Here is a 23,168-nt window from a genome sequence, read left to right as displayed (position 1 = left end):
GACCTCAGTCGACGGTCACCAACCGCCACGCCGTCACGGCGACCTCGCCGCCCTCGGCGATGTCGGTGGGGACCGGCCAGGACTCGCGGACCATCCCGGCGTGCGGCGCGACGTACAGGACAGAGGCCACGCGCGCGCCCGCCGTGGCCATCGCGTCCCAGCCGAGCACGAACTCCGCCGTGCCGCCCGGCGGCACGCTCAGTTCCACGGCACCGGCGTCCTCGGCCATGAAGGACCTTCCCCGCACGACCGTCACCCCGGGCAGCTCCCCCCTCTCGTCCGCGAAGGCCACGTCGGGGTAGCCGTTCAGGACGCAGGGCTCGTCGGAGTCGTTCGTGAGCCGCACCGGGAGCCCCCGGTGGCCGGTCGCGGAGACCGGGCGGCCCTCCGGACGCAGCGTGCTCTGGTCCGGTCCGCACCAGGCGGGGTCGGGTTCGGCGGCTCCGGGGGCCACCTCGGGCAGCGGGACGGGCTCCGTCTCGGCGGACGCGGTGGCCTCGGGCGCCGGGGAGTCGCTCGTGTCCTGGGCGCCCCGCTCCGGGAACTGCTCGCCGAGCCGCTCCCGGAAGTCGCGCGCGCCCGCGGCGGAGACGACGGCGGACAGGAGCGCGGTCAGCACGAGCAGGACCGCCAGGACGATCCGGTCGGTCGCCGCCTCACCGGGGGCCGGGGGAGGCGCGCCGGGAGCCCTCCGGGCCAGGAGCGCGGGCAGCCATCCCCACAGCAGCCCCCAGTAGGCCCCCGTGAAGGGGGCCTCGTCGGCGAGGACGGCGAACGCCACCGAGTCCATGGCGGGGTCCGCCGCGACCACCCCGGCCAGAGCCGTCAGGCTCGCGGTGGCCCCGGCCGCGACGGCGGCGAACCACAGGGCCGGGAGACGGTGCGCGCGGGGCACGGAGGGCCCGGTGGGCATGAGCGAGGCGACGAGCAGGTAGGCCACGAGCAGGACCGCGGTCGAGGCGGCCACGAGCAGGAGGGGCCAGGGAGAGGGCCGATCCCAGAGCGCCGGTGGGATCGTCCGCGGCACCGCGTAACCGAGGACGCGGTTGAACTGCGGGCCGATACCGCCCAGGAGGTCATGGGCGTGGGAGCAGCCGACCCACAGCGCCGACGCGGTGAGCCCGGCGGGCCAGAGGGCCCGGAGATCGCGTGTCACAGCCATCGGGGAAGGGTACCGACCGGTGTTCCAGGGCCCGCGCGGGGGCCGTGTCCCACCCCGGCGGACCGTCGGGACCCCGCGCTCTCGGGACTTCCCGGAGTTGCCCTGTTAGGCAAGCCTTGCTTTACTGGACGCCGTCCCGAACCGAGGAGGACCCCTATGCGCGCCGCGATGCCCTGCCGCCGGAGACGGGATCATCGGATATCGCGCACCGGGCCCGCCTCGTGAGCGCGTCTGGACGCGCCGTACTGCGGGGCGCCCTCAAAGGACAGCGCCGCCGTGTGGCCGGGGCCTCCGTCCTGGCCGCGGGCCACCAGACGGGCGAGGCGCTGGTACCGGTCGTCATCGGTGTGGTCATCGACCGCGCCGTGACCACCGGATCCGGCAGCGCCCTGCTGGGCTGGCTGGCGGCACTCGCCGCCGTGTTCGTCGCCTTGTCGTTCAGCTACCGGTTCGGCGCCCGGATCGCCGAGCGCGCCGCCGAGCAGGCCGCCCACGACCTGCGGCTGCGGCTGACCCGCCGGGTCCTGGACCCGCGCGGCGGCGCCGAGCGCGGTCGTCTGCCCGGCGCCCTGACCAACATCGCCTCCGGCGACGCCGAACGGGTCGGGCAGGCCGTGGGACGGATCCCCGTGGCGGTGGCGTGCGCGGCCGGTCTGGTGGTCAGCGCCGCCGCGCTGTTGCGTGTGTCGGTCCCCCTGGGACTGCTGGTGCTGCTGGGCACACCGCCGCTGCTCTACCTCACCCACCTGGTCGGCCGACCGCTGGCCCGCCGCAGCGAGGGGGAGCAGGAGCGCGCCGCCCGGGCCTCCGGTACCGCCGCCGACCTGGTCGCGGGGTTGCGCGTGGTCAAGGGGTTGGGCGCCGAGGCCGCCGCCGCGGACCGCTACCGCGCCACCAGCCGCGCCTCCCTGACCGCCGCGCTCCACGCCTCCCGCGCCCAAGCCGGGCACGACGGAGCCGTGCTGGCGCTGACCGGCGGCTTCATCGCGGCCGTGGCCCTGGCCGGGGCGGTGCTGGCCATGCGGGGCGACATCAGCGTCGGCGGCCTGGTCGCCGCCGTGGGCCTGGCCCAGTACCTCCACGGCCCCTTCCGGGGGCTCGGCTTCGTCAACGGCGTGCTCGCCCGGGCGCGGGCCTCGGCCGACCGGGTCGCCGAGGTGCTCGACGCGCCGTGGGCGGTACCCGACGGCACCGCCACCCTGCCCGCGGCGCCCGAGGGCACCGTGCGCCTGCGCGACCTCCACCACTCCACACTGCGCGGTGTGGACGCCGACATCGCCCCCGGGAGCCTGGTCGGCGTGGTCGCCCCCGACCCGGCGGCCGCCGCCGACCTGATCGCCTGCCTGTCCCGCGACGTGGACCCCGAGCGGGGGACGGTCGAGGTCGACGGGGTGGACACGACCAAGCTCGCTCTGACCGATCTGCGCCGCGCGGTCCTGGTCGGCGAACACGACGCCGCGCTGTTCGAGGCGTCGCTGGCCGACAACGTGGCCGTCGCCGCGTCGGGATCGGTGGAGGACGCCCTGGCCGCGGCCACCGCCGACGAGGTGGCCTCCGCGCTGCCGCACGGGGCGGCCACCGAACTGACCGAACGGGGACGGTCGCTGTCGGGCGGTCAGCGCCAGCGTGTCGCACTCGCCCGGGCACTGGCCGCCGACCCGCCGGTGCTGGTCCTGCACGACCCGACCACCGCCGTCGACACGGTCACCGAGACACGCGTGGCCGAACGCGTGGCGGCGATGCGCCGGGGCCGGACCACCGTCCTGATCACCACGAGCCCCGCTCTGCTGGAGGCGGCCCACACCGTCCTGCTGGTGGAGGAGGGCACCGTGACGGCCCGCGGAAGCCACGCCGACCTGGCCCGCGACAGCGACTCCTACCGAAGGGCGGTGCTCGCGTGAGCGCGGACCACCTGCTGCCCACCGCGACGACCGCCCGTGTCCGGGAGGCCGTCGCGGCCCTGCTGCGCGAGCGCTGGGCCACGGCGCTCTGGTCCCTGGGCGCTCTCACCGGCGCCACCGCCGTGGGCCTGGCCACCGCCGCGATCCTCGGCCGTGTCGTCGACGCCGTCGTGGCCGGCACCGGACCCGAGGCGCTGGTCGTACCGGTCGTCGCGCTGGTGGCCGTCGCCGTGGTCAGCGGCGCCGGCAACGCGTTGGGGATCGCCGGGGTGGCGCGCCTGGGTGAGGACGTGGCCGCCGAGCTGCGCGAGCGGTTCGTCGACCGGGCGCTGCGACTGCCGCTGGAACGCGTGGAGCTGGCCGGGTCCGGTGACCTGACCTCCCGGGTCACCGGAGACGTCACGGCGGTGACCCGGTCCGTGCGGGACGCCTTCCCCCAGCTGGCCCAGGCTGTGCTCACCATCGTCCTCACCCTGGGCGCCCTGGCGCTGCTGGACTGGCGGTTCCTGCTGGCGGCGCTGTTGTCGGCGCCGGTCCAGGTGATCGCGCTGCGCCGCTACCAGCGCGGGGCCGCGCCGGTGTACGACGAGCACCGCCGCGCGGTGGGCGCGCGTCAGCACCGCCTGCTCGGCACGATCAGCGGCGCGCGGACCGTGCGGGCCCTCGGCCTGGCCGAAGCGCACACCCGGGGCGTCGGGACGTCATCGCAGCGGGCCGCCGACCTGGCCGTGGCCGGGACGGGCGTGGCCACGCGGTTCTTCGGCAACCTCAACCTGGCGGAGTTCGTCGGGCTCTCCGGTGTACTCGTCGCCGGGTTCTGGCTCGTGGACCGGAACATGGCCACGATCGGGACCGCGACCGCCGCGGCGCTGTACTTCCAGAACCTGTTCAACCCGATCAACACGGCCCTGGGGCTGGCCGACGAGGCCCAGAAGGCGCGCGCGAGCCTGGCCCGGATGATCGGGGTGTGCGACCTGCCCGCCGAGCCCGAACCCGGCCCCCTCTCCGCTCCGGACGGCTCGCTCGTCCTGTCGGGGGTGGGCCACTCCTACCGTCCGGGGTCCCCGGTCCTGTCCGGTGTCGACCTCAAGGTGCGGCCCGGGGAGCGAGTGGCCCTGGTCGGGGCGAGCGGCGCGGGCAAGTCCACCCTGGCCAAGCTGGTCGCGGGGGTCCACCCCGCCGCGGAGGGCTCGCTGAGGGTGGGCGGCTTCGATCTGGCCGGCACCGGACCGGCGGCGGCGCGTCAGGCGGTCACGCTGGTCAGCCAGGAAGTGCACGTGTTCGCCGGTCCGCTCGCCGAGGACCTTCGCCTCGCCCGCCCCGAGGCGGGCGAGGCCGACCTCCTGCGCGCCCTGGAGACCGTGGGGGCGCGGGCCTGGGTCGAGTCCCTGCCGGACGGGGTCGCGACGGTGGTGGGCGCGGGCAGGCACGCACTGACCCCGGCCCGGGCGCAGCAGCTCGCGCTGGCACGCCTGGTGCTGGCCGACCGCCCGATCGCGGTCCTGGACGAGGCGACCGCCGACGCGGGCAGCGCGGGCGCGCGTGAGCTGGAGGAGGCCGCGTCCCGTGCCCTGGACGGCCGCACCGGGCTGGTGGTCGCCCATCGGCTGACCCAGGCGGCCGAGGCCGACCGGGTCGTGGTCCTCGACGGCGGCCGTGTGGTCGAGTCGGGTCCGCACGAGGAGCTGGTGGCGGCGGACGGGCCCTACGCCGCCCTGTGGAGGGCGTGGTCCGACCGCCGCTGAGGCGTCCTCCCACCCGGCGGCGACGGGAGTGCGCCACGGAGCCGGAGGCGGTCGGACAGCGCCCCCACGATCGCCGTGGACGCGTCGTAGAGGCCAGCGGCTCCTCCGCGGTGTGGCGCGGGGCCCGGGCGACCCGGCACACACCAGGCTCTTCATTGAGCGCTTTTCATCCTGTCTCGCGGAGTTGAGGCACGAGCACGGCTCGGGTGATCTCACCGGCCCGGTGCGAGCAGCACCGCAGCCGGCGCAGGATGTCCCGGTTCTTGAGCCGGGCGATGGCCCGATCACCAGGTGAGCGGAGCTTGGCGTGGTCGGAGGCAAGGCCTACCGCTCCCGTGACCGGCGCCGCTGGCTGCGCGAACGCGGGATCAACGTGCGCCTCGCCCGACCCGGCGTCGAGTCCTCCCAGCGGCTGGGCCGCCACCGGTACACGATCGAGCGCGCAATCGCCTGGCCGGGCTCCTACCGCACGTTGAACGTGCGCTGGGAACGCAAGGCCTCCACCTTCCCGGCCAAGCACACCGACGGCTTTTGAGATGAGCTCCAAATCAATGAATAACTTGCAAATCACTACAAACATAAACCACACAGGCCAATCAAGAACCATGAGAACCATTTTCCAAAAAGTCTTCCTGTCGAACTGACAGGAAGCTAAGATCAGCGCATGCCGAACGAAACCTGGCAACCACCCCCTGTGCTGTTGACCGTTGACCTGGTCATCCTGACCCTGCGGTCCTCAGCCCTTCACGTCCTCCTCATCGAAAGAGGCATCGACCCCCACAAAGGCGAACTGGCCCTCCCCGGCGGGTTCATCGCCGATTCCGGCGAGGACGTCTTCGACGCCGCCTGTCGGGAACTGCGCGAAGAAGCCAACCTCGACGCGACGGAACTCCACCTGGAGCAGTTAGGCGCTTACGGAAGCCCCGGCCGGGATCCGCGAGGACGCATCGTCTCCGTCGCCTACCTCGCCATCGCACCCGGCCTGCCCGAACCCAAAGCCGGTACCGACGCCTCGGCGGCCTCCTGGCGACCCGTCGAGGAGTTCTCCTCGGGCCGCGGACGGCTCGCCTTCGACCACCGGCAGATCCTCGACGACGGGCTGGAGCGCGCCCGCTCGAAGATCGAGCACACCTCGCTGGCCACAGCTTTCTGCGACGAGACCTTCACCATCGCCGAACTGCAACGGGTCTACGAGGCGGTGTGGGGGTTCGAACTCGACCCGCGCAACTTCTACCGCAAGGTCCAGGCGGTGACGGGCTTCCTCACCCCGGTCGTCTCGGACCGGCGCGTGACCAAGGGACGCCCCGCGCGCCTCTTCCGAGCAGGCCCCCAACAGGTACTGCGCCCTCCGATGATGCGGCCCCTGTCCCCGAGCCGGAACGAGAACGAAGAATGAGCGACGACCTCGTAGTGGTGCTGACCGCTCTGAACCTGGAATACAAGGCCGTGCGGGAGCGGCTCCGCTCCCCCGAGTCGTACCAGCACGACCGGGGTACCCGGTTCGAGATCGGCACACTGCCCGGCGACCATGGCCGTGTCGTCCTCGGCCTCACCGGCAAGGGCAACCAGTCGTCCGCGGTGCTGGTCGAGCGGGCCGTCCAGGAGTTCTCACCGGCCGCGGTGCTCTTCGTGGGGGTGGCCGGAGCCCTGTGGGACACGCCTCCCCTGGGTGACGTGGTCGTGGCGACGCACGTGTACGCCTACCACGGCGGAACCAGCGAAGACGATGGCCTCAGGGCCCGGCCCCGCGCGTGGGAGTCACCGCACGGCATCGCCCAGACGGCCGCGCACCTGGCCAGGCTCGGCGCATGGTCCCGGCACGCGCCGCCGGAGAGGCCGCGCCCTCAGGCGCACCTGGGCCCCATCGCCGCCGGGGAGATCGTGCAGAACTCCCGGGTCTCACGCGAGGCCGAGTGGATCAGGCAGACCTACAACGACGCGTTGGCCATCGAGATGGAGGGCGCCGGAGTCGCCCAGGCCGGACACCTGAGCGGCGCACCGGTGGCGATCGTGCGCGGCATCAGCGACCGGGCCGACGGCACGAAGGCCAGCGAGGCGGACCGCGAATGGCAGCCGGTCGCCGCCGCGAACGCCGCGGCCTTCGCCCTGGACCTCGCGGAAGAACTCATCGGACAGAAGGAGTCCCCCACCATGCGCAAGGACAGCAACTCCGGTGACGGAGGCAATGTCACCAACACCGCCTACGGAAGTGTCGGTGTCCAGGCGGGCCACGTGCGCGACAGCACGCTCCACGTGTCCTTCACTGCGCCCGGGGCCGGCGGAACCGGGATCGCGGACGAACTCGCTGCCCTCAGGGAGAAACTGGCGCGGGAGCGCTCGGCGGGACGCATCGACGAGGACACCCACGAGGCGGCGTCGGCCGAGATCGACATCGCCGACAAGGGGATCGAGGAGGGGACACCCGAGAGCAGGAAGGCCTCGGTCCTGGCCCTGAAGCGCCTGCGGGGCCTGCTCGGCGACCTGGCGTCGCTGGCCGCGCAGGTCGCGACGCTGATCACCGCGGTGAAGGGGCTCTCATGAGCGGGCCTGATACCGCCAACACGGCTGCGTCCGGCTCCCACGTCGGGGTCCAGGCAGGCCATGTGCACGACTCCGTCATTTACGTAGTGGGCCCCGACGACCCGCCTGAGCGTGATTACGAAGTCGGGTGCCGTTACCTCGCGGACGGAGTCCCAGTCAAAGCGAGGGAGCACCTCGAGCGAGCCTACGCGCGCGGATTCGACGGCCCGGAGATCCATTTTCATCGGGCTCTGGCCATCCTCAGTAAGCGCTCCTACCGGGATCTCACCAAGGAGGACCGCGCGGTCCTGGCAGAGCTGTCAGCCCGGCGGCGGACACCGTTAGGACGTAACGAGTGGTGGCGGGGCCTGGACATCGTCTTCGGACTCCTGTCCTGCGTGGACGGCTCCGGTGGAGACCCGGCCGACACGATGATTCGCCTGGACGCTCTGCCCACCGTGCAGCGCGACCTGATTCTGCGCCATCTCGGTCTGGTACTCACCGGAAGTATGAAGCAGGGTGTGTGGCACCAGATCCGGGAGGGCGCCAAACTGGAGCAACACGCCCACGAAAGGGTCGACCGGGCCTGGGTCTACTTCGAACCCGTACCCGCCGGGGCCAGGGCCGGGAGGCCCAAGCCGAAATCCACCGCCCTCCGGGATATCTTCGGAGGTCTGATCCTGGCGAGCACGTTCCTGTTCCCTGTCACGGTCATGATGAAGTCCGCCTTGGCCCAGGGGAGCCTGCTGTCGCTGATTTCCTGCTTCGCGATGCTCGTCTTCGGGCCCGCCGCAGGTTGGCACATCGCCTTCTGGAACCACAAGCACCGGCGCAGGCTCGCCAAGGAACAGGAGTACGGTTACCGACGCTCGCGCACGGGTCCGCCCGAGCGCGGTTTCGCTGATCATGTGGAGCGCGCGTTCGACCACTACTTCGCCAAGTACGCCCCCGAACCGGAGAACAGGGACGAGTGGCTCAGCCAGACCATCGGCGTACGCCGGTCTCTGCGTGATGAGGTCGCCCGTGTCTACCGGGAGAGCAGTGTTCGCAACGGAGCAGTGAACTGGCTGATCCGGTTCATGGTGCGCGATGTTCGTCGACGCTGGACCAAGGGCCTGCCGCTGGAGCCTGACGAAATCCACGCAGTGGGAACGGCGGCCAAAGCACGATGCGTGATCCTGTGTCTGCTCTCGGCGGCGGCGACCATGACAGCCCTCAGTATCGCGTTCCAGGAGTCACCGGTCTCAACCGTGGGCTGTGTCCTCCTCGCCGTGGTCGCCGGCAGGTTCGCGATTCCCCTGTGGTTGAGGATCCACAGTGAACACCGTCGTTACAAGGAGGAGAACCGGGAGCAGGAGGATGTCCTCACCGCACGGAAAGCCGAGTACGAACGGTGGAAGGGCAAGCTCGAAGCACTGATGCCCACGGAAACGGAGATGGAGGCCTGGTTGAACGCGGACAAGACCCTGATCCTCAACGAGGCCCTGAAACACCATCGTCTGGCCTGGTCTGAGGTCACCACCCACGCTTTCCTCCCGACAGCGGACCGTCCCTGCAAGTCGGCCAGCGTGCGGGGAGGACCTTGGCGCCACTCAAAGTACGAGATCAGGGTCTTCCTGGTCACCAACGAAGGAGTGCGGGAGGCCACGGCCAAACTCGATTTCGAGCGGGCACGGTGGCACCGCAGCGAACGGGACAACTACCGCTTCGAGGCGCTTTCCTCCGTCCGGGTGCAGATCAAGAGCGCACGGCGGTACACCCTGAACATCACGCTGACCAACGGACCGGCCAAGAGCATCCCGGTGTCCGACACTCCCGTTCACGACCAAGGGGACGAGGAACCGCAGGCCGAGGCATCGGATATCAACCTCGACGCCGCTGGGTTCTCCCACACGCTCCGCATTCTCGAAGGTATGGCCGCCGAGGGAAAACCGTGGTTCGAACGCGCGACGGATCCTCCACCCGCTTTCGCGTCCGAGCGCCCCGAGACCGATGCCCCTTCGGACGCGGGTGCCACCTCACCGACACGGAACGGTACGGCGCGACGCGAGCAATCAACGCAACCGCTCCCAGCGGCTCCCGTACGGTGAGCCTCCGGTGCACCCGCGAGAGTGCACCATATCGGCCGAGGGCGTGCACCCAGGGGGTGCACGCCTTCCAGCGGAACCCGGGACAACACGGCACAACCGAGCAACCGTATCCCCCACTACCTGCGACTTCTCGTACTTTCTCAGGTCAGGAAACTTCCCCACCGCAGTTTCAGGTCCCGTCACTCACCCCCAGGAGCTTAAGCTTTTGACCTGAGAAAACGTTCATAGGTCAAAAGCCTTCGCATGTGGGGGGGTACACCAGTGAGTGACGGGAGGCGATCCCGACACGCGCCACAACCTCCACCACACCCAGAACGAAACAGTCCGGCACCACCCGGAACCCCTGGCCCCGCAAGCCCCGCACCGGGTGGACGGAGCACACGGCCCGAGCCAACGACAGGTGCCAGCCCGGACCGCTTCGCAGGATCAGTCCGTTCCGGAACCGAGATCGAGCCGCCCCAGAACGGCCGACATGCTTTCCTTGGTGTGAGCGTGCGGCTCCTCGGCCTCGGCCCGACGAAGTACGGTTACCGCCTCCGCCGGAAGGGACCGCCCACACCACGCCTCCAGGGCGCTGATCGCAGCCGCACGCACCCCGATGCAACGATTGCGCAGGCCGGTACGGATGAGCGGCCAATCCGAACCCGGTGTCCGGGCCATACCGCGTAGGACGCTCTCCAGAGCACGGTCATCCTCATACCCGGGCCCCACCGACGACACCTCGGACGGCCCTGTCGCCAGTTCTTCGAGCGGCAACAGGGTCTGGGCGAGTTCCAGAAGATCGTTCACCCGCTCCCGGGTGACCCAGCGAAAGGCCCAGTGCCAGGCCGAGGAGTCCCGCGGTGCCACGCGCAGACGCCGCAGGACGTCGTCGAACGGCCGCAGTCCCAGCTTGTCTGCCACCCATAGCGCACTACCGACATCCTTCCCGTCGGGCTCGGCCAGGTGCGCACGGACCTCCGCTTCCCATTCCGGACGCTCCAGTGTTCGTGTGAGTCGTCGGCCGAGCCGAGTCACCTCGTCGGCCGAATGCCCCAGGTCCCCGGGCTCGCCGAGCAGGTAGGTACGGATCGTCATCAGGTCTGCGAGCCGCCCCAGGGTGGCGGGAGCGCCGTCGATCAGTTCGGTGTAGCGTTCGAGCGCGGCGAACGCGTCCGGATAGTCCACTAGCCCTTTGGCCGGTCCGCCCTCGGAGAGGGCCATGGCTCCGAGGATGCCTCCCGCCCCGTCGAGCAGTGCGTCGTCCACCTTCCCTTCAGGTCCGCCCTTGGTAAGGGCTTCCAGCAGTCCTCCGTTCACCGCGGCGAAGTGGGCGAGGTACTCGTCCATGACCCCGTTACGGAAGCCCTCTCGTAGGAGCCATGCCCGGATGGCGGGATCGGTGGTGCCTTCCAGCCGCTTCACCACGTGGATGCGGCCCCACCCCGTGGCCCGTCGGGCGAGTCGGAACAGGTCCGGTTCGGGGTCGGGTACGACACGCCGCAACGCGACGGCCGCGTAGAGAGCGAACTCGTCCAGTGACCCGAGCAGGACGAACAGTTCTCGTTCGCGTTCGTCTCCGCACAGGCCCAGCAGAGCCAGCGCGATTTTGACGGCGTCGCGGTGCGTGCCGTGCTCGGCCGTCCATCGGGCGAGCACCCGCGCACGGCGGCGGGACACCTTGCGCGCAGCGATGGGTTCGAGGAGATGGTCGACGACTGTCAGGGCGTCGGTCTCGGCGAGCGCGTCGTGGAAGAGTTGCGCCGCAGCGATGTCAGGAGGCTCCTCCACGGTCCGGGCGAGGATTCCGGCCAGTGCGTCAGCCTGTTCCGCCTTCGGGCCGACCCCGAAGTGGTGGGTGCGGATCCCGTCGAGGACGACGCTGCGCATCGTGGCGTTGGCCCAGTCGGGAGGGTCGTCGGGGAACGGCCGACCGTCGTTCGGCCAGGGGGGTTCACCATGCTCGGCGAAAAGAGAGGTGACGTGTCGAAGAAAAGTGGATCGTCCATCGGCGGGCTCGCCGATGGTCCACTCAGGGGCGCTCAAAGGCCCGGGCGGAGGCCGCCCTTCCGTGCGATGTGCGTCATCATGACGGTAAGGATGGACTATCTCGCTCCCTGACGCAAGGCCGGATCCGCTCAGGTTTCACAAACCAACAGGCATCAGTCACAAAACCGGCATCACGCAACACCAGCCACACCTCCCGCACCGCGCAGCGCGCCGTCGCCACACAAGCCCGGTGACCTTTCCACGATCAGAAACCGGCCGCGGCCGAGAGGAGTCACCGCGCACAACCCCTGGTCGATACCCGGGACTCCATCGCGTACGGCCTGAAGGACGGACGTTCCATCAGGTCGGCGATAGTGAACTCCGTAAAGGAGACGTCGGTCAGGACGCGGAAGAGGCACTCCGAGGCCGACATCGGCAAGCGCCGCCAAGGGCTGACCTCGGTCCGCGCCACCACCGGCCAGTCCTGCGGCGGCACCTCGACGTCGGCGGCCCAGGAGAACTCGACGGCCGTCTCCGACACGGCCCAGGGGATCAGGCCTGCTCCACCCGGACGGTAGAGACCGTACGGATCAAAGGCGTCCCGCGTGATCGGATGTGTCTCCAGTGTTCGCCACAGCGACGCCAGCTTGTCCACCATCTGCGAGTCGGCGCCTCCCGGGGCACCGTACACATGCACATACCCGCTGAACTCCCCCACCCCGAAGCACCGACAGAGCTCCTTGTAGTCGGCGGGAAGCGCCGTGCCCAGGCGCGCCTCGATCACCTCCCACGCGATGTCGACGTCCATCGACCGCCACTCGACGGCGTCGGCGATCCGGCTGACCCACGACACGGCGCTTCCCCTTCCGATCATCACGGCACGTTGTCTACCCGGACTCTGTCCGGTCCCCGGACGTTACCCGCCCGCCAGCGTGAGCCTTCTGTGTCCTGAACGTGCAGACCACAGCCCGTTAGCCTCACAACCCTGAGCCAGTACCACGATCCCTTGAAAAGACACCGATGCTGAGAACCTCGCGAGGTGCCATCGGACGCCGCCAACCGGGCGTGTGTGCTCCGTTCGTGCTCTTCAGTTCCGTACTGGCACGACACCCGGCGGCACCACCCGACCCCAGACAGCACGGCGCATCGGATGGGGCGACACGAAACGACACGAAATGACACGTGGCGGCACGTGTTAACCAGACTTCTCATCCGATGGCGGCGGCGGGACCCCGCGCCCTCGCGAGGGTGCACCGCATCGGCCGAAGACGTACACCCGGAGGGTGCGAGCGTTGCGTCCGCTTCGGATCACCCGTCCGGCCCTCCGCGGGAAAAGAGGGAAGAGCTCATCGGTCGGGCCTGCCGAGGAGCCGGGCCAGATCCTCGGGGGAGGCCGGGTCGGCGGCGGCATCGGGCAACAGCCCGTGCGCGCGCAGCGCCCGCCCCACCAGGGGACCCCAGGCGGGGCGCAGCCGGGCCCGGGCCAGCAGGGCGGTGTCGCCCAGCACCTCCCCGGCCGGGCCCTCCGCCAGCACCGTCCGGTCCAGGACCAGTGCCCGCTCCGCCCAGCCGTGTACCAGGTCCACGTCGTGCGTGGACACCACCAGCGTGGCGCCCCGAGCCCGCAACCCGTCCAGGGTCGACACCAGCTCCGCCACCCCCGCCGGATCCAGCCCGGCCGTGGGCTCGTCCAGGATCAGCACGTCCGGGCGCATCGCCATCGCCCCGGCCAGCACCACCCGCTTGCGCTGGCCGTAGGAGAGCAGGTGGGTGGGCCGGTCGGCGAGCCCGGTGATGCCGAGCGCGGCCAGCGCCCAGTCCACCCGTTCCCGGACCTGGGCGGCGGGCAGGTCCAGGTTGACGGGACCGAAGGAGACGTCCTGGCCGACGGTGGCGGAGAACAGCTGGTCGTCGGGGTCCTGGAAGACCATCTGCACGCGGCGGCGCAACCGGTCGCGGCCGCGCCGACCGCGCGGCAGCGGTTCGCCGTCCAACAGCACCGATCCCCGGGTGGGGGCCAGGCTGCCCGCCAACAGCCGCAGCAGGGTGGTCTTACCGCCCCCGTTGGGGCCCAGCACCGCCAGCAGCCCGCCGGAGCGGACTCGCACGTCCACCCCGGTCAGCGCGGAACCGGTGTCCTCGTAGTCGTAGCGCAGCCCCTGTCCGGCCAGGACGGGCGGGCCGTCGGGGCCGGACGGCGCGTGGCGTGCCGCCGCGGCGGCACGGGGGTCGGGCCCCGCAGGTCGGGCGGGCATGCGTGCCTCCTGGAAGTCGTCGGCGGGCCCGCTGTTCACAGCAGGGCCGCGTGAGCGAGGGAGAGCGCGGCGACCAGCAGCGGCGGGGTGGCGGCCGCGGCCAACTCCACCGGACGGACGGGTTGCTCGTCGACCTGGACGGTGAGCCGCCCCGTGTACCCGCGGCAGGCCAGCCCCTCCTGGAGCCGGCGCGCCCGGTCGAGGGAACGGACGAACAGCACCCCGCCCAGCGCCCCCGCGGAGCGGATCCCGGACCGCCGGGAGTGGTACCCGAGCCGCCCCGCCTGGCCGGACCCGACCCGCCGGGCGGTCTGCAGCAGCACCATCAGCATCTGGTAGGTCAGGGCGACCACCTCGACCAGGGCGGTGGGCAGCCGGGTCCGGGCCAGTCGGGCGAGCAGGTCGGCCACGGGGGTGGTCAGTACGAACAAGAGCTGGGTGCCGACCGCCGCGGACGCCCGCGCCGCGACCTCCGCGGCCCGGGCCGCTCCGCCCTCGGCCCAGCCCAGCGTCTCCGGTCCGCCCACCGTGACCAGGAGTGGAGCCGCGCTGGTGGCGACGAACAGCAGCGGTGCGGCCGCCACGCGTACCAGCAGTCCCGGAGGGACACGGGCCGCGGCGGCCGCGGCCAGGGTGGCCGCCGCCACCAGCGCGGCGCCCGGCCACGGTGGCAGCAACAGGGCGCACGCGAGCAGTCCGCCGCAGAGCACCCCCTTGACGGCGGGGTGGTACCGCCGCCACCGGCTCCGGTAGGCGGCGGTGTCGATCGGTGTCACGATGGGTCAGCCGTCGGAGACGTCGTCGTTCGGCTCCAGGGCGGCGGTTCCGGTACCGGTGGTGACGGCGGGACCCTGCTCAGGGCGCAGGCGGGACCGTGTGCGGGCCACCCCGAACGCGTAGCCGACGATCCCGGCGCCGATCGCCGCCTGCAGCGCGAACAGCCCGGACTCGACCTCCCCCGAGGGCAGCTCGACCACGGGCGACAGCCACGGCTCGTACTCCGGGTTCAGCTCGTTCACCAGGCTCTCGGCCTCACCGTCGGCTCCGGCGAACGGCTCCTCCAGGTGGTCGGCGGCCCCCGTCAGCAACGGCAGCACCGCAACGACGGCCACGGCGCCCAGCAGTACCCAGGTCACCCACGCGCGGGGCTTGGTCTGGTCGCTCATTCGCTGCTCCCCTTCTCCCGGTCCTCGGCGGCGGTCGCGGGCGCGGCCTCGGTCCGCGTCCCGGACGGGGACGGGGACGGGGGTGCGGCGGACGCGCGCAGGACCCCGAGCCGGACCAGGTCGCCACGGCTCACCGAGGTGAGGATCCGGATCACCGCCACGGTGATGAGGCCCTCGATGACCGCGATCGGGATCTGGGTGAGGGAGAAGATCGTCGCGTACTTGACGAACGCCCCGACGATCCCGCCCTCCGGGTCCGGGTGCGCCAGGGCGAGCTGGAGGCTGGTGACGGTGTAGGTGCCCAGGCTGGCCGAGAACGCCGCCGCGAACACCGACAGGGACAGTGACAGCCCCTCGGACAGCCGGGTGGTGACCGAGCGCACGAGCCGGAACGCTCCGTAGGCCACCCACGGGCCGACCACCGCGAGCGAGAAGGCGTTGGCTCCGAGGGTGGACAGTCCGCCGTGCGCGAGCAGCAGTGCCTGGAAGAGCAGGGTGATCGTGCCCAGGACCGCCATCACCGGTGGTCGGAAGAGCACCGCGCCCAGGCCGACCCCCACCGGGTGGGAACTGGTTCCGGTCGCCGAGGGGATCTTCAGTGCCGAGAGGACGAAGCAGAACGCGCCCGCTGCGCCGAGCAGCAGTTTGGCGTCGGGGTTGGCGCGGACCTCGCGGGTGAGCGAGCGGACGCCGTGGACGATGAACGGTGCCGCGGCCGCGGTCCAGGCGGCGGCGTGCAGTGGGGGCAGCAGGCCTTCGGGTATGTGCATTGTGGGGACCAATCTCCAGCACCTCGTGGGCGGTCATCAGCGCCGTGGCCGGTCTCCTGGCTGCCGGGTCACCGTCCCCGTGTCCGCCTTCCCAGGTCCGCACCCGTGAGAGTGCCTCCCCAGTGGCGTGTGGCCGCGTCACCGGACGGATCCGGTCGTACGCGGGACACGAGGGCTTCCCGTACACAGTGGCGAGGGCCGCGCCGGATTCACACCGGACTTCCCGAACACCACGGCCCCATGAAAGTACGCCCTGACCGGGGGGTTGGCAATAAGCGGGGAGGAAGCGGCCCCGCCCGAACCCCGTGTGAAGGACGCGCGGAACTAAGCTGCTGACCACAGGCGACCAGCCTTCCGTGCCGCGTCGACCCTGGGGTCCGCCCTGGTGGCGGGGCGGCACGCGTCCCCTGGGCAGGGAGGGGTTCAGGTGCTGTGGAGTGCCGCCCCGGAGGACCTGGTCCGCGCGGTGCGGGCGCAGGGTGTACACGACGAGCGCGTGCTCGCGGCGTTCGGCGAGGTCCCGCGCGCCCGGTTCGTCCCGGCCGCTCACCGGGCCCAGGCCTACGAGGACCGCCCCCTGCCCATCGGGCACGGGCAGGTGACCACGCAGCCGTCCCTGTCGGCCGCGATGATCGAGGCCCTGCGGCTGACAGGGGACGAGCGCGTGCTGGAGGTCGGGACGGGCTACGGCTTCCAGACCGCCCTGCTGGCCCGGTTGTCGGCGCGGGTGGTGAGCGTCGACCTGTGGCCCGAGATGGTCGAGCGCGTCCGGACGAGGCTCGAGGGCCTGGGTGTGACCAACGTCGTGCCGCGCGTGGGCGACGGGACGCTCGGGGCTCCCGACGAGGCGCCGTTCGACGCCGTCCTGGTCTCGGCCGCCCACCCGAGGGTTCCCCCGCCGCTCGTCGAGCAGCTGGCGACGGGAGGGCGGCTGGTACAGCCGATCGGCACCGGCGGTGACGAGGACGTGGTGCTGTTCGTGCGCACGGAGCGGGGCCTGGAGCGCCGCGCCTCGGTGATCCGCGCGAGGTTCGTCCGGCTGCACGGCGAACACGGCTACCCGCTCCCGGAGGGGTGGGCGGACGCCTGACCCCCTCCGCCCCGCTCAGCCCTTGAGCCCGCTGGAGGCCACGCTGCGCACGAACCAGCGCTGGAAGACGAGGAACACGACGAGCATGGGCAGCACCATCATCACACCGAAGGCCATGATGTCGCCCCACTCGAAGGGCGGCTGTCCCTGGTAGACGCTGATGGCCAGCGGCAGCGGGCGCACGGCCGGATCATTGACCATGAGCACCGGCCACAGGAACATCCCCCACTGTGTCAGGAAGGACAGGATGGCGACGGTCGCGAAGACGGGCTTGCTCATCGGGACGATGATCCGCACGAAGATCCTGAACGCTCCCGCTCCGTCCATCCGCCCGGCCTCCTCGATCTCCTTGGGGATCTTCAGGAAGAAGGAGTAGAAGAGGAAGACGGAGAAGGCGTTGGCGACCAGCGGGACCGACTGCACCGCCAGGGTGTTGCGGAAGTCGTTGAGCAGGTAGAACAGCGGCACCGCGATCGCTTCGAAGGGGAGCACGACCAGCGCCAGGACCAGGATGAGGACGGCGTCGCGGCCACGCCAGCGCAGTCGGGCCAGAGCGTAGGCGGCCATCGAGTTGACCACCAGGCCGCCCAGGACGACGATGCCGGTGACGATCACCGACGTACCGAGGAAGTCCAGGAAGTACCCGGTGCTCGGATCGTCGAACGTGGCGAAGACGTCGACGTAGTTGTCCAGGGACAGGTTCCTCGGGACGAAGCCCGCCAGCCCGTCCAGGACCTGGTCGTCGGGTTTGAGGCTGCCGACGACCATGTACAGGATCGGGGAGGCGAAGAGCAGCGTCACCGTGCTCATCAGCAGGTAGTCGAGTCCGCGCCGCACGGACGGGTGGAGTCGGCGCGCCGGCCCGCGCCTCCTGGTCGGGACCCGTCGGGGCGCGGTCGGCCGGTCGGTGAGCACGGTCATGAGATCTCCCGTTCCTGGGTGACGAGGCGGCGCTGCAGCAGGGTGAGGCCGAGGACCACGACGAAGAGCACGACGGTCATGGCCGCGGCACGGCTGACGTTGCTCTCCGCGAAGGCCGTGGTCACCGCCAGGTGCATCACCGTGCTGGTGGCGCCGTCCGGTCCGCCGCGGGTCAGGATGTAGACCTGGTCGAACAGACGGAACGACAGGATCGTGGTGACCAGGGCGACGAAGACGAGGGTGTTGCGCAGCCCCGGCAGGGTGACCGCCCGGAACCTCTGCCAACGGCCCGCCCCGTCGATCTCGGCCGCCTCGTAGAGCTGCTTGGGAATACCCTGCAGGCCGGCGAGGATGATGACCATCTGGAACCCGACGCCCTGCCACAGGGACAGCAGCATGATCGACGGCATGGCGGTGCTCGCCTCCCCGAGCCAGTCGTGTGAGGAGAACAGGCCGAAGGTGGCGAGCCCGAGCACGGAGTTGAGCATGCCGTCCGGCCCCGGATCGAAGATGAGCCGCCAGACCGTCGCGATCAGGGCCATCGGGAAGACGACCGGCATGAAGAAGAACGTCCGGAACACCGGCATGCCGCGCAGCGGACGGTTGAGCAGGAGCGCCAGTCCCAGGGCGGCCGCCGTCTGCACGGGCACGATGACGGCGGCGAACAGGACGTTGTTGCCCAGCGCCCGGTAGAAGTCGCCGCTGAACTCCGGCGAGGCGAGGATGCGCCGGTACTGCTCCAGGGCGAAGAAGTCGGGCGGCCGGAAGGAGTCGAGCCGGACGTTGAACAGTGACAGCCCAACGGCCATCGCGAAGGGAAGCGCGACGAACAGCAGCAGTCCGGCGACGGCGGGCAGGGCCATCAGCGGCCCCGCCCACCCCTCGCGTCGTGCCTTCGGGCGGGTTCGGGTGGCACCCGGCGGAGCGGGAGCGGTCATGGAGGGTCCTTGAGGTCGCAGGGATCTCGGGGAGCGGTCTCTCGCGCGGGTCGGGCGCCGCGGGGACCGCGTCCGTCGGCGGACGCGGTCCCGGTGGACGGCGCGGCGCCCTCCCTCGGAGACCGAGCGCTAGGAGATGGTGAAGGAGTCGTTGTCGGCGAAATCGGTGTCGATCGCGGTGACCGCGTCGTCGAGTGCCTCGGAGACGTCGCCCCCTTCCCAGATGGTGGCGAAGGCGTCGGCGAACTGACGGGTGATGACGGGGTATCCGGCGGTCACCGGGCGCGGCACGGACACGCAGTCGGCGGTGACCGGTCCCTCTCCGCAGGTCGCCGCCAGCTGGTCGGCGAACAGCGCGAGATCCCCGCCCGGACCGTACAGGTCGCTGGCCTCGACGGCGGACCTCGTGCCGGGAGGCGCCCCGTTGGCCGACGTGAGGGCGGCGACCTGCTCGTCGGCCATCAGGAAGTCGATGAACTCACCGGCGGCGGAACCGTTGTCGGAGGCACCGGAGACGCCCCAGGCCCAGGAGCCCTGGCCGGTCTTGACGCCGTTGCCGAAGTCGGGGAGGGGGAGCACGACGAGGTCCTCACCCAGCGCCTCGGAGTAGTTGGGGTACTCCCAGTGGCCGACGAGGGACAGCGCGACGTCCTCGGAGACGAAGGCGCTGTCGTCGGTGTTGGCGTCGGTGTAGGCGGCCCACTCCTGGACCAGGCTCAGCGCCTCGACGGTGCCGGGTGTGTTGAGGGCTCCGTCGGCGCTGTCGCCCTCGATCAGCGAGCCGCCCGCCGACCAGACCACGGGGGAGAACGCGTAGGTCGTCCACTCGCTGCCGGACCCGAAACCGTAGTTCTGCTTGACGTCCAGGACGCGGCCGTCCTCGTCCTCTGCGGCCAGGGCCGCGAGCGCGTCGGTGAACTCCTCCGCCGTCCAGGCGTCCTCCAGGCCCTCGGGGTAGGCGACCCCGGCCTCGTCCAGGAGGGCGGCGTTGCCGTAGACGCCGAGTCCGGAGTCGAACACGCCCAGGCCGTAGAGGGACCCGTCGATCGTGCCCTGGGCCAGGATCGAGTCGGTGGCGTTGGCGCGGGTCTCCTCCGACACGAAGTCGTCGATCGGTGAGAGTTTGCCGTTGTAGACCAGGCTGGCCATGGTGGGGCCGTCGAATTCGAGCACGTCGGGCAGTTCGTCGGGGCTCGACGTGGTGACGGTGGTCGTGTAGTCCGCCTCGGGGATAAGTGTGAGGTCCACCGTGATGTCGGGGTGGGTGTCGCTGAAGGCGTCGACCGCGTCCTGGAGGGCGACGACCTCCCGGTCCTGGCCCTGGTGCGCCCAGATCGTGATGAGGCCCTCGCCGTCACCCGCTTCGGCGCCCCCTCCTCCTCCCGTGCCGCACGCGGTGAGAGCCAGGGCTGGGACCGCCAGCACGGCCGCGGCGCGCAGGGCGCCGCGTGGTTCGGTTCGCTTGGTTCGCACGATCGTCTCCTCCTAACGGACACCCGACATGTCGGCCGCGATCGGCGGAGGTGCCGCGCCAGGCGGATGTCCGCGTGCCGGACAGGCGGTGTCCTGTGAGCTGTGCCACCCAACGCTAGCCACGGAAAACACGAATGCAATCGCTTACATCCAGTCGTTGCACTGCTGTGACAAATTACGCACCGAGAGCACACGATCCGACACAGGACGGCAACATCAGCACCCTGATCTCTCCGTTTACATGAAACCAGCGGAAACAATCACTCGCCTAGGAGAATGTAAGCGATTGCATGTACTGTTGCACCAGTCACGCTCCCGAAGGTCCATGACCGCAGCGGGGCCACGCCGTTCCCACGCCGTCCACGAGAGGACCGAGGACCATGCGCTACGCACCACCAGGGGCCTGCCTCAACGACTTCGCGGTCGTGGAGGGGCCGTCCTACGTGCTCCTGCACCTACAGGCCCCCTGGACCGAGCATCCCGACGTCAGCCTGCTGGAGACCTCCTACGGACGCGCCGTCTCCCACGACCTGGTCCGCTGGGAGCCGCTCGCGCCCGCCTTCGGCGTGGGCCGCCCCGGGGAGTTCGACGACACCAGCGTGTGGACGATGCACCCCCTGCGCCACGGGGACGGTTGGACGATGGCCTACACGGGGGTGCACGACGACGGGGACAAGCGGCAGGCCGTGGGTCTGGCACGGACCCGTGCCGACGACGCCTCGGGGTGGCGGCGCGTCCCCGGTGTCGTCGTGCGTCCGGACGGACGGTGGTACCGCACCGGTGCCCAGGAGGCCTGGCGCGACCCGTGGATCGTCGAACCGGAGGGCGGGATCTTCGGATCCCGCTACGCCATGCTCGTGTGCGCCCGGACCGCGCACGGCCCCGTCGAACGCTCCGGCTGCGTGGGGCTCGCCGTCTCCGACGACCTGGAGCGGTGGACCGTTCGGCCTCCCCTGCTCGTTCCCGGCGACGTCGACGAACTGGAGTGCCCCGTACTCGAACGCGTGCCCGGAGGATGGCTGCTGCTCGGCTCCATCGGCCCCTCCCACCACATCGAGGCGTGGCGGGCCGACCGGTTGGACGGGACGTGGGAACGGCTCGGACCGCTCGCACCGCCCGGTCCCTACGCTCCCCGCCTCGTGAACGGCCCCGGGGGCGAGCGGCTCCTGCTGCACACCGTCCAGCGCAGGACCGGACTGGACGACGGGGGCGCGCCCTGCCGGGGCATGCTCGCCCAACCCAAGGTTCTGGAGACCGCCCCGGACGGCCGTCTCCGGCTCGGCTGGTGGCGGGGCGTCGAACCCCACCTGCGGTCCGTGCCCGACCCCGGCGCCCCGGTGTGGAACGCGGTCGTGGACGTCACCGTCGACGGCGGGCCGGCCAGGGTCGTGCTCCGGGGCGAGGAGTCGGGGTTCACCGTGGACGTGGCACCGGACGGACTGCGGGTGCGATGCGGAGCGGGCGCCCCCGTCCAGGAGACCCGGCTGGAACGACCCGTCGGACACCTGCGCGCCCTGCTGTTCGGCGAGTACCTGGAACTGTACGCCGACGGCGTCTTCGTCGCCTGTGCCGTCTCCTACGGGCGCGCGCCGGGCCGCTGCCGGGCCCGTACCGCCGACGACCGCCCCCTCCCCCTGGACGTGCGGCGCGTGGAGGACCCCTACGCGGACCGCGACGACGTGTCGGTCGCCCTGCGCGCGGCCGAGTCCGCGGAGGACCCGCGGCGACGACCGCCGGGGGCAGAATAGGCTGCCTGGTGCCGGCACGGGCCGGGCGGTACGGATCAGGGGGAAGAGCCGTGGGAGCGAGTCTTTCGGATGTGGCGAACCGGGCCGGGGTCTCCACCGCGACGGTGTCGCGCGCTCTCCGCGGCCTGCCCAGCGTGGCGGAGCACACGCGCCTGCGCATCGTGCGCATCGCGCGCGAACTGGACTACACCATCACTCCGAGCGCGTCCCGGCTGGCGAGCGGGCGCACGCAGACGATCGGTGTCGTGGCGCCCTACGTCAACCGGTGGTTCTTCGGGCAGGTGGTCTTCGGCATCGAGGAGGTCCTCCGCGCGAGGGGCTTCGACCTGCTGCTGTACAACCTCCCCGACGCGGCCAGCCGCGACCGCTTCTTCGACGCGATACCGCTGCGGCGCCGGGTGGACGCGGTGGCCGTGCTGAGCATGCCGCTCTCGAGGGAGCAGTCGGCCGCACTGTCCGGGCTCGACGTGCCCCTGGGGTTGGTGGGCGCGGAGGCGGACGGCTTCGCGTGCGTGCGCATCGACGACGTGGCGGGAGCCACCAGTGCCATGCGCCATCTGATCATGCTGGGGCACCGCGACATCGCGCACATCAGCGGCGGGGGCCCGACGACGCACGACTTCACCACTCCGCGTGACCGAGCGCGCGCCTACCGCGACGTCCTGGGCGAGGCGGGTATCGCGTACCGGCCGGAGCTGGAGGCCGTCGGCGACTACACGGTGGCGGGCGGTGAACGCGCCATGAGCGCCCTTCTCAGCGGTGCCACACGTCCCACCGCCGTCTTCGCGCAGTCCGACGAGATGGCCTTCGGCGCGCTGCGAGCCATCCGCCGCAGTGGTCTGCGCGTCCCCGAGGACATCTCGGTGGTCGGCTTCGACAACCACGAACTCGCCGACGTCCTGGAGTTGACGACGGTCGAACAGCCCGTGACGGAGCAGGGGAACCTCATCGCCCGGATACTGCTCGACCTCCTGGAGTCCGGCGGAGAACCGCCGCCGACCATGATGCTGCCCACCCGTCTGGTGGTGCGCGGCAGCACCCGCCCCGTACAGCAGGGCCCCTGATCCCCGCGGCGGGCGCGGGCGACGTCCACCCCGGCGCGGAGCCGACCCGTCCGGGTGACGGGTCGGCTCCCCTGGGCCCCATCAGGGCGAAGGGCCCTGGGCCAGGTCCGGAGGTGACGAGATACCCTCGTCGGGCCAGTGAATCTCCACCTCGTGGGACAGGGAATCCGGTGAGAGTCCGGAACTGACGCGCAGCGGTGAGGGTGACGGTCGGGCACGTTCCGGGAAGACGTTTCCCGGGACAGCCACTGGAGCACCGCTCCGGGAAGGCGTTCCGCACCGGTCGACCCCGAGTCCGAAGACCTGCTGGCACTGGCGGTGAAGGGCCGCCAGGTCATCCGCGGACCCCGCGTATGG

Annotated in this window: 19 protein-coding genes and 2 riboswitches; of the genes, 9 read left to right on the top strand and 10 right to left on the bottom strand. The window is 71.2% G+C overall.

Annotated features, from left to right (window positions below):
- Window positions 1-4 precede the first annotated feature (4 nt).
- The gene (locus tag KIK06_RS06285) at window positions 5-1,162 is read right to left on the bottom strand and encodes a DUF4232 domain-containing protein (protein WP_268642335.1); all 1,158 of its coding nucleotides are present in this window, start codon (window positions 1,160-1,162) and stop codon (window positions 5-7) included.
- Between the two features lie 221 nt (window positions 1,163-1,383).
- Here KIK06_RS06285 and KIK06_RS06280 point away from each other — a divergent pair, with 221 nt between their 5' ends.
- The 6 genes from KIK06_RS06280 (at window position 1,384) to KIK06_RS06255 (ending at window position 9,418) form a co-directional block, all read left to right on the top strand.
- Window positions 1,384-3,063: an ABC transporter transmembrane domain-containing protein gene (locus KIK06_RS06280; RefSeq protein ID WP_268642334.1), complete on the top strand. Its 1,680-nt coding sequence runs from the start codon at window positions 1,384-1,386 to the stop codon at window positions 3,061-3,063.
- Window positions 3,060-4,808: an ABC transporter ATP-binding protein gene (locus KIK06_RS06275; RefSeq protein WP_268642333.1), complete on the top strand. Its 1,749-nt coding sequence runs from the start codon at window positions 3,060-3,062 to the stop codon at window positions 4,806-4,808. Before KIK06_RS06280 ends, KIK06_RS06275 begins: the two co-directional genes overlap by 4 nt.
- A 307-nt stretch (window positions 4,809-5,115) precedes the next feature.
- Window positions 5,116-5,343, top strand: a complete 228-nt coding sequence (locus KIK06_RS06270; protein WP_442789743.1) for a hypothetical protein — start codon at window positions 5,116-5,118, stop codon at window positions 5,341-5,343.
- A 129-nt stretch (window positions 5,344-5,472) separates the two neighbouring features.
- Entirely contained in the window at window positions 5,473-6,204 is a 732-nt protein-coding gene (locus KIK06_RS06265; RefSeq protein ID WP_040691964.1) for an NUDIX hydrolase, read from the top strand.
- Complete coding sequence (locus KIK06_RS06260) at window positions 6,201-7,349, top strand: 5'-methylthioadenosine/S-adenosylhomocysteine nucleosidase family protein (RefSeq protein WP_268642330.1); 1,149 nt, start codon at window positions 6,201-6,203, stop codon at window positions 7,347-7,349. The genes KIK06_RS06265 and KIK06_RS06260 overlap by 4 nt, the downstream gene beginning before the upstream one ends.
- A 62-nt stretch (window positions 7,350-7,411) precedes the next feature.
- The gene (locus KIK06_RS06255; protein ID WP_268642329.1) at window positions 7,412-9,418 is read left to right on the top strand and encodes a hypothetical protein; all 2,007 of its coding nucleotides are present in this window, start codon (window positions 7,412-7,414) and stop codon (window positions 9,416-9,418) included.
- A 426-nt stretch (window positions 9,419-9,844) separates the two neighbouring features.
- Here the strand turns inward: KIK06_RS06255 and KIK06_RS06250 are convergent, their stop codons facing one another.
- The 6 genes from KIK06_RS06250 to KIK06_RS06225 all read right to left on the bottom strand — a co-directional run bounded on the left by KIK06_RS06250 (window position 9,845) and on the right by KIK06_RS06225 (window position 15,577).
- The gene (locus tag KIK06_RS06250; RefSeq protein ID WP_268642328.1) at window positions 9,845-11,287 is read right to left on the bottom strand and encodes a hypothetical protein; all 1,443 of its coding nucleotides are present in this window, start codon (window positions 11,285-11,287) and stop codon (window positions 9,845-9,847) included.
- 391 nt (window positions 11,288-11,678) lie between these two features.
- Window positions 11,679-12,260, bottom strand: a complete 582-nt coding sequence (locus tag KIK06_RS06245) for an SMI1/KNR4 family protein (protein ID WP_268642327.1) — start codon at window positions 12,258-12,260, stop codon at window positions 11,679-11,681.
- A gap of 472 nt (window positions 12,261-12,732) precedes the next feature.
- Complete coding sequence (locus KIK06_RS06240; RefSeq protein WP_268642326.1) at window positions 12,733-13,641, bottom strand: energy-coupling factor ABC transporter ATP-binding protein; 909 nt, start codon at window positions 13,639-13,641, stop codon at window positions 12,733-12,735.
- Window positions 13,642-13,676: 35 nt separating this feature from the next.
- Window positions 13,677-14,417, bottom strand: coding sequence for a cobalt ECF transporter T component CbiQ (gene cbiQ, locus KIK06_RS06235; protein WP_268642325.1), 741 nt, complete (start codon window positions 14,415-14,417; stop codon window positions 13,677-13,679).
- A 6-nt stretch (window positions 14,418-14,423) separates the two neighbouring features.
- Window positions 14,424-14,807: an energy-coupling factor ABC transporter substrate-binding protein gene (locus KIK06_RS06230; protein ID WP_268642324.1), complete on the bottom strand. Its 384-nt coding sequence runs from the start codon at window positions 14,805-14,807 to the stop codon at window positions 14,424-14,426.
- The gene (locus tag KIK06_RS06225; RefSeq protein WP_268642323.1) at window positions 14,804-15,577 is read right to left on the bottom strand and encodes an energy-coupling factor ABC transporter permease; all 774 of its coding nucleotides are present in this window, start codon (window positions 15,575-15,577) and stop codon (window positions 14,804-14,806) included. Before KIK06_RS06225 ends, KIK06_RS06230 begins: the two co-directional genes overlap by 4 nt.
- A gap of 29 nt (window positions 15,578-15,606) precedes the next feature.
- A riboswitch (cobalamin riboswitch) is annotated at window positions 15,607-15,827 on the bottom strand.
- Window positions 15,828-16,004: 177 nt separating this feature from the next.
- Here KIK06_RS06225 and KIK06_RS06220 point away from each other — a divergent pair.
- A complete protein-coding gene (locus KIK06_RS06220) occupies window positions 16,005-16,667 on the top strand; it encodes a protein-L-isoaspartate(D-aspartate) O-methyltransferase (protein WP_017600156.1) in 663 nt (220 codons plus the stop codon).
- Window positions 16,668-16,682: 15 nt separating this feature from the next.
- Here KIK06_RS06220 and KIK06_RS06215 read toward each other — a convergent pair whose 3' ends face one another.
- From KIK06_RS06215 to KIK06_RS06205, 3 genes are all read right to left on the bottom strand, one after another.
- A complete protein-coding gene (locus KIK06_RS06215; protein ID WP_017600155.1) occupies window positions 16,683-17,588 on the bottom strand; it encodes a carbohydrate ABC transporter permease in 906 nt (301 codons plus the stop codon).
- On the bottom strand, window positions 17,585-18,526 hold the full coding sequence (locus tag KIK06_RS06210) for a carbohydrate ABC transporter permease (protein WP_268642321.1): 942 nt from the start codon (window positions 18,524-18,526) through the stop codon (window positions 17,585-17,587). The genes KIK06_RS06215 and KIK06_RS06210 overlap by 4 nt, the downstream gene beginning before the upstream one ends.
- A 129-nt stretch (window positions 18,527-18,655) precedes the next feature.
- Window positions 18,656-19,999 carry an ABC transporter substrate-binding protein gene (locus KIK06_RS06205; protein ID WP_017600152.1) on the bottom strand — a complete coding sequence of 448 codons (1,344 nt, stop codon included), beginning with the start codon at window positions 19,997-19,999 and terminating at the stop codon, window positions 18,656-18,658.
- Between the two features lie 380 nt (window positions 20,000-20,379).
- Here KIK06_RS06205 and KIK06_RS06200 point away from each other — a divergent pair, with 380 nt between their 5' ends.
- Window positions 20,380-21,747, top strand: coding sequence for a hypothetical protein (locus KIK06_RS06200; protein ID WP_017600151.1), 1,368 nt, complete (start codon window positions 20,380-20,382; stop codon window positions 21,745-21,747).
- 50 nt (window positions 21,748-21,797) lie between these two features.
- Window positions 21,798-22,811 (top strand): LacI family DNA-binding transcriptional regulator, encoded by a 1,014-nt coding sequence (locus tag KIK06_RS06195; RefSeq protein ID WP_040690398.1) that lies wholly within the window; start codon window positions 21,798-21,800, stop codon window positions 22,809-22,811.
- Between the two features lie 119 nt (window positions 22,812-22,930).
- Window positions 22,931-23,136, top strand: a riboswitch (cobalamin riboswitch).
- Window positions 23,137-23,168: the final 32 nt, after the last annotated feature.

Source organism: Nocardiopsis sp. EMB25 (genome assembly GCF_026797795.1).
GTDB lineage: Bacteria > Actinomycetota > Actinomycetes > Streptosporangiales > Streptosporangiaceae > Nocardiopsis > Nocardiopsis lucentensis.
Note: the sequence above shows the minus strand (reverse complement) of the source record. Positions and strands in the feature narration are given on the sequence as shown.